This is a genomic window from Mesorhizobium sp. M7A.F.Ca.CA.002.15.2.1, assembly GCF_003998715.1.
Classification (GTDB): domain Bacteria; phylum Pseudomonadota; class Alphaproteobacteria; order Rhizobiales; family Rhizobiaceae; genus Mesorhizobium; species Mesorhizobium ciceri.
Genome location: NZ_RZPI01000361.1, coordinates 1 through 5659 on the forward strand (window position 1 = coordinate 1; position 5659 = coordinate 5659).

Here is a 5659-nt window from a genome sequence, read left to right on the forward strand (position 1 = left end):
TGATTGGCCGATGCGCGGCAGCTTGGCCGTACTGGCGTAACCCGATCTAGACGCTCTCGAGGTATGTCTCGATCTCGAAATCGCTGACATTGAGCGCGAACGTGTTCAGCTCCTGGCGTTTGCAGGCCACAAAGGAGTCGCGCAGGATGGCTGGAAAAATCTCCGCCACATGCGTCCCGCTCTCGAAGGCGGCGATCGCGGATGCCCAGTCCGGCGGCAGCTTTGCCGGCGGAAGTCCCTGGCCGTCTGTGCCGATCGGATCACCTGGCGACAACTGTCTTTCGATGCCGGTCAGCGCGGCGCCCAATATGGCCGCGAGCACCAGATAGGGGTTGGCGTCGGCTCCCGATACGCGGTGCTCGATACGGCGAGCAGCGGTCGGCCCGCCCGGAATGCGGATCGCGACCATGCGATTCTCATAGCCCCAGGCGACCGCGGTTGGCGCATAGGATCTTGGGCGCAGCCTGCGGTACGAATTGAAGTGCGGCGCGAATACCAGCGTGCTCTCGGCCATTGCCGCAAGCAGGCCACCGACTGCATGGCGCATGGTCTCCGAGCCCTGGTCGGTGCCGTCGTCGAAGACGTTGCGCTCTTCACCGTCGACCAGGCTGAAATGAACGTGAAAGCCGTTGCCCGCCCGGTCGCCATAGGGCTTGGCCATGAAGCAGGCGGCAAAGCCGTGCTTGCGGGCAATGCCCTTCACCGTGCGCTTGAACAGCACCGCATCGTCAGCCGCCCGCAACGCGTCCGCGACATGGTTCAGATTGATCTCGAACTGACCGACGCCGTTTTCGGCGATGGCCGTGTCGACGGGAATGCCTTGCGTCCGGCAAGCCTCGTAGACGTCATGGATGAAGGATTCGAAATCGTCGATTTCGTCGATCGACAGCGCCGCGTCGGAATCGAGCCGGCGTCCGGTCACCGGCGAGACAGGGCCGACCGGCCGCTGCGATTGCGGATCGACGAGGTAGAATTCGAGTTCCGTTGCCGCGACCGGGGTCAGGCCCAGGGCCTTGTAGCGATCGAGGATGCGGGCCAGCGCCCGTCGCGGGTCGCCGAGATAGGGCGCGCCGCTTTCGTCGGCAAGCCACAGCGGGACAAGTGCCGTCGGATGCGCCGTCCAGGCCACCGGCAGAATGCCGCGCCCGGTCCATTGGCACAGTCCATCGGCATCGCCGGTCGAGAAAACCAGGCTGTTGCCTTCGATGTCTTCGCCCCAGACATCCAGTCCGATCAGCGAAAAAGGCATGCGCAGCTTGCCTTCCAGCGCCTTTCTTGCCTGCTCGACGGGAATGCGCTTGCCGCGCATGATACCGTTGAGGTCGCACACCGCCGCCCTGAGGCTCTGGATGTCGGTTCTGCTTTCAAGCCAGTTCAAAACGTCCGCAATTGCATCGCTCAATTTAAAACCTCTGGTTTTCGAAGGTGCCGCAGCCTGACCGGCCGCACGTCCCTGGTAAAAATAGCTGGTGAGTTTTAGGAAAACAGACGTGGCTGTCGCCAAGCGCTTTTCCTTATTTTTTCAAGTCACTAGCTGGTATGTCGGGAGGCATTTCAAAACCAATTGCGCGATCTGCGATCGCAACATAGAGGTTGGAGGGCGGAATGCCAAGCACGAGACGGTAAACCAGCGCGCAGCCGCTATCGGCGGGAGCGGCGAGTTCGCTGCGGTAAGATCTGGCGCACGCAGCGCCCGAGCCACGCTGTGCAAAACGGTCATCACAAATCTTGACCTCGCATGCACTTGCACCTCTGGCCGCTGTCTGGCTTTTTGGGGTACCCATCGCAACGGACTGATTCGCGTCATGCCGCTCGATTGCAATATGCCCAAGGCAGTCTGCGGGTGGGTCGTGAAGCGCGCGCAATTGACGAAGGAGAAACAGGCATGGCCGAGTTCAAGAAGCCCGAAATCTCCGAGATGAGACCCAAGATCACCGTTATCGGCGTCGGCGGCGGCGGCAATGCCGTCAACAACATGATCGCCGAGCAGCTTCAGGGTACCGAATTCATCGCCGCCAACACCGACGCGCAGGCGCTGACTATGTCCAAGGCGACGCGGCTGATCCAGCTTGGCGCTCATGTCACCGAAGGGCTGGGCGCCGGATCGCTTCCCGAGATCGGTCGCGCCGCGGCCGAGGAATCGCTCGACGAGATCATGGATCATCTGGCCGGCACGCATATGTGTTTCGTCACCGCCGGAATGGGCGGCGGCACGGGAACCGGTGCGGCTCCAATCATCGCCCAGGCGGCGCGCAAAGCCGGCATCCTGACGGTTGGCGTCGTCACGAAGCCGTTCACCTTTGAAGGCCGGCGCCGCATGCAGATGGCCGAAGAAGGCATCGAGCGGCTGCGCGAGAGCGCCGACACGGTGATCGTCATCCCGAACCAGAACCTGTTCAGGATCGCCGATGCCAAGACCACCTTCGCCGATGCGTTCGTCATTGCCGACCGGGTGCTCTATGCCGGCGTCAGCTGCATCACCGACCTCATCGTCAAGGAAGGCCTGATCAATCTCGACTTCGCCGATGTCAAATCCGTGATGCGCGACATGGGCCGCGCCATGATGGGCACCGGTGAGGCTTCCGGTGAAGGCCGCGCGATGAAGGCGGCCGAAGCCGCGATCGCCAACCCGCTGCTCGACGAAGTGTCGATGAAAGGCGCCAAGGGCGTGCTGGTCTCGATATCGGGCGGCAGGGACATGACCCTGTTTGAAGTCGACGAGGCCGCCACCCGCATTCGCGAAGAGGTCTACGAGGATGCCGACATCATCGTTGGCGCCATCTTCGACAAGGGCATGGAAGGCCGCTTCAGGGTCTCGGTCGTGGCGACGGGCCTCGACCGTGCTTTTGGCGCCGAGGATGCCGACGCCGGCATCGCGCGCGACCACGCCGGTCAGCCGCCGGCGCGCACGCTTCAATAGCGTTCGGTAAACGGGCAGGGCGCTGCCGCGCTCCTGCCCTCGATACCAGCGTTCAGCTCAGCCGAACTTCGGGTCCAGACTGCCCGACTTGTAGCGCTTGGCCATTTCGGCGACCGGCAGCGGCTTGATCTTCTGCGCGTTGCCGGCGGTGCCGAACTGTTCGAAGCGCTCCTTGCAGAGCTTGCGCATGGCGGCCATGGCCGGTGTCAGATACTTGCGCGGGTCGAACTCGCTCGGGTTCTCGGTCAGCACCTTGCGGATCGCGCCGGTCAGCGCCATGCGGTTGTCGGTGTCGATGTTGATCTTGCGCACGCCGTGCTTGATGCCGCGCTGGATCTCCTCGACCGGCACGCCCCAGGTCGGCTTCATCTGGCCGCCATATTTGTTGATGATCTCCTGCAGATCCTCGGGCACCGAGGACGAGCCGTGCATGACCAGGTGCATGTTCGGCAGGCGGCGATGGATCTCCTCGATGACGTTCATGGCCAGCACCGCGCCGTCCGGCTTGCGCGAGAATTTGTAGGCGCCATGGCTGGTGCCCATGGCCACCGCCAGCGCATCGACATGGGTGTCCTTGACGAACTCGACCGCCTGTTCGGGATCGGTCAAAAGCTGGTCGTGGCTGATCGCGCCTTCGACGCCGTGGCCGTCTTCCTGCTCGCCGCCGCCGCTCTCGAGCGAGCCGAGCACGCCGATCTCGCCTTCGACGGACACGCCGCCCCAATGCGCCATGTCGACGACGCGCTTGGTGATGCCGGAATTGTAGGCGTAGTCGGCCGGCGTCTTGCCGTCTTCCTTCAGCGATCCGTCCATCATGACGGAGGTGAAGCCGTACTGGATCGCGGTGACGCAGGTGGCTTCGTTGTTGCCATGGTCGAGATGCATGCAGACCGGAATGTCGGGATGGATTTCGACCAGCGCGTCGATCAGCTTGGCCAGCACCACGTCATTGGCATAGGCGCGCGCGCCGCGGCTAGCCTGCAGGATGACCGGCGACTTGGTCTCCTCGGCGGCCTCCATGATGGCGAGGCCCTGTTCCATGTTGTTCATGTTGAAAGCGGGCACGCCATAGCCGTATTCGGCGGCGTGGTCGAGCAATTGTCTCAGTGTTATGCGAGCCACCCAATAGTCTCCCGTATCTGGTTTCAAGCGCAACGTCGCGGGCCGGCCGGTTTGCCGGTCGGCCCTTGATGCTTCTGGCGGGATTTCAAGGGAACCGCAACCTTCGGAGCGCTTCTCGATCGCAATTCTTGTTGCAGGGTTGAAATCCGGCCAGTTTGACGACCTCAGGCCGCGATCAGGTCCCGCGCCGCCAGGAGTTGCACGCAGGCGTTCGCCGCTTCCTTGCCCTTGACAGTGAAGTGCTCGAAGAAGAAGCGGTGGTGCTCGGCGCTGTCGTGGTAGTTGTGCGGGGTGAGCACCGCCGACAGCACCGGCACGCCGGTCGACAGCTGCACGTTCATCATGCCGTCGATGACAGCACTTGCGACGAACTCATGCCGGTAGATGCCGCCATTGACCACAAAGGCTGTGCCGAGGATCGCGGCATAACGGCCGGTCCCGGCCAGGGTCTTGGCATGCAGGGGAATTTCATAGGCGCCGGGCACGTCGAAGATGTCGACGGTGAAGCGCTCGTCTCCCAGAGAGGCCAGTTCAGCTTCGAAGGCCTGTACGCACTGGTCGACGATGTCGGCATGCCAGCGCGCGCGGATAACGGCGATGCGGGTCGTTTCATAGTCTTTATGGGAATGCTGATTCATGGGTCCATCCTTCCGTTTCGAACCAGAATCAGGACGCACGATACGGATTAAGCCCGCAAAAAGCGGGCCGGCTTCCGTTTCGTCCTCTTCCATCCGGACTGTAACCGTCGGCTCCGGAATCACACCGGATCTGCTGACCTTTCCACTAGAGCGCCACGCGTCCCTTGGACGCGTAAAGGACGCTCTAGCACTTAAGAATCCACGCATTGATGCGTGGACCGGAAAGCGCTCGCGGGCTTGGGTAGAAACCCTTACCGCCGGTGGGGACTTTCACCCCGCCCTGAGAACATTAACGGCTTTGTATGAAAGGGCAGGACGCTGCTGTCAACCGTGAGAAGGTTGGGCCAAGCACGTTCGACTACCGCGTGCGCCACGCCGCCGCCGATGCGGCGATCAGCATGAGCAGTGCTGCAACCATCACGCAGACAGCAAAGCCGAAGTTGGAATAAAGCGGCCCGAAGCTGGTGGTGCCGACAAAGACCGCGAGGTAAGTCACCGCACTGTTCAGCCCCATGATCGTGCCGCGCCGCGACGGATCGAGCGCCGACAGGCGCATCACCAGGACGTTCAGGCCGAAATGATTGGCCAGTCCCCAGATTGCCACCATGGTCAAGGTCAGCCCGAAACTGTCGCTCGTCGCCGCCATCGCGACGTAGACGACGGCGACAAGAAGATAGGCAAACGGCATGACGCGCCGCGCACCCAGTCTGTCGATGACGCCGTCGAGCAGAGCAGCGGTGCCGAAGCCTATGCCGTAGGCAAGCGCCGCCAGGCCATTGGCACTCACCGGCTGTCCAAGCCCGACATGAAGATGGTCGCCGAGATAGCCATAGACGCCGTAGAACGAAGTCATGAAGGCCGCGCACGCGACCAGCAGCGGCAGGATTCCGGGAATGCCGAGCGCTTCCAGCGGGGCGGGCGCCGGTCCGGCCTTCCTGGTGTCGCTGAGCGACGTCACTGTCAGTCCCATCCATGCAAG

At 62.7% G+C, this 5659-nt stretch carries 5 protein-coding genes and 1 riboswitch; of the genes, 1 reads left to right on the forward strand and 4 read right to left on the reverse strand.

From position 1 onward, the window contains the following. Window positions 1–46 precede the first annotated feature (46 nt). Window positions 47–1402 (reverse strand): glutamine synthetase family protein, encoded by a 1356-nt coding sequence (locus ENZ74_RS19715; RefSeq protein WP_063167602.1) that lies wholly within the window; start codon window positions 1400–1402, stop codon window positions 47–49. A 483-nt stretch (window positions 1403–1885) separates the two neighbouring features. On the opposite strand from ENZ74_RS19715, the gene ftsZ reads away from it, so the two are divergent. Continuing rightward, window positions 1886–2920 carry a cell division protein FtsZ gene (ftsZ, locus tag ENZ74_RS19720; RefSeq protein WP_063167603.1) on the forward strand — a complete coding sequence of 345 codons (1035 nt, stop codon included), beginning with the start codon at window positions 1886–1888 and terminating at the stop codon, window positions 2918–2920. 57 nt (window positions 2921–2977) lie between these two features. On the opposite strand, the gene fba is transcribed toward ftsZ, so the two are convergent. The 3 genes from fba to ENZ74_RS19735 form a co-directional block, all read right to left on the reverse strand. Next, the gene (gene fba / locus ENZ74_RS19725) at window positions 2978–4042 is read right to left on the reverse strand and encodes a class II fructose-bisphosphate aldolase (protein ID WP_013532928.1); all 1065 of its coding nucleotides are present in this window, start codon (window positions 4040–4042) and stop codon (window positions 2978–2980) included. Window positions 4043–4206: 164 nt separating this feature from the next. Then, entirely contained in the window at window positions 4207–4680 is a 474-nt protein-coding gene (locus ENZ74_RS19730) for a 6,7-dimethyl-8-ribityllumazine synthase (RefSeq protein ID WP_063167604.1), read from the reverse strand. A gap of 77 nt (window positions 4681–4757) precedes the next feature. Next, a riboswitch (FMN riboswitch) is annotated at window positions 4758–4972 on the reverse strand. A 66-nt stretch (window positions 4973–5038) separates the two neighbouring features. After that, on the reverse strand, window positions 5039–5659 hold a 621-nt coding region (locus tag ENZ74_RS19735), incomplete at its 5' end, for an MFS transporter (RefSeq protein WP_164761092.1).

Coding starts and splice junctions, on each gene's coding strand:
- ftsZ (WP_063167603.1), top strand. CDS start 1,886: ATGGCCGAGTTCAAGAAGCCCGAAATCTCCGAGATGAGACCCAAGATC.
- ENZ74_RS19730 (WP_063167604.1), bottom strand. CDS start 4,680: ATGAATCAGCATTCCCATAAAGACTATGAAACGACCCGCATCGCCGTT.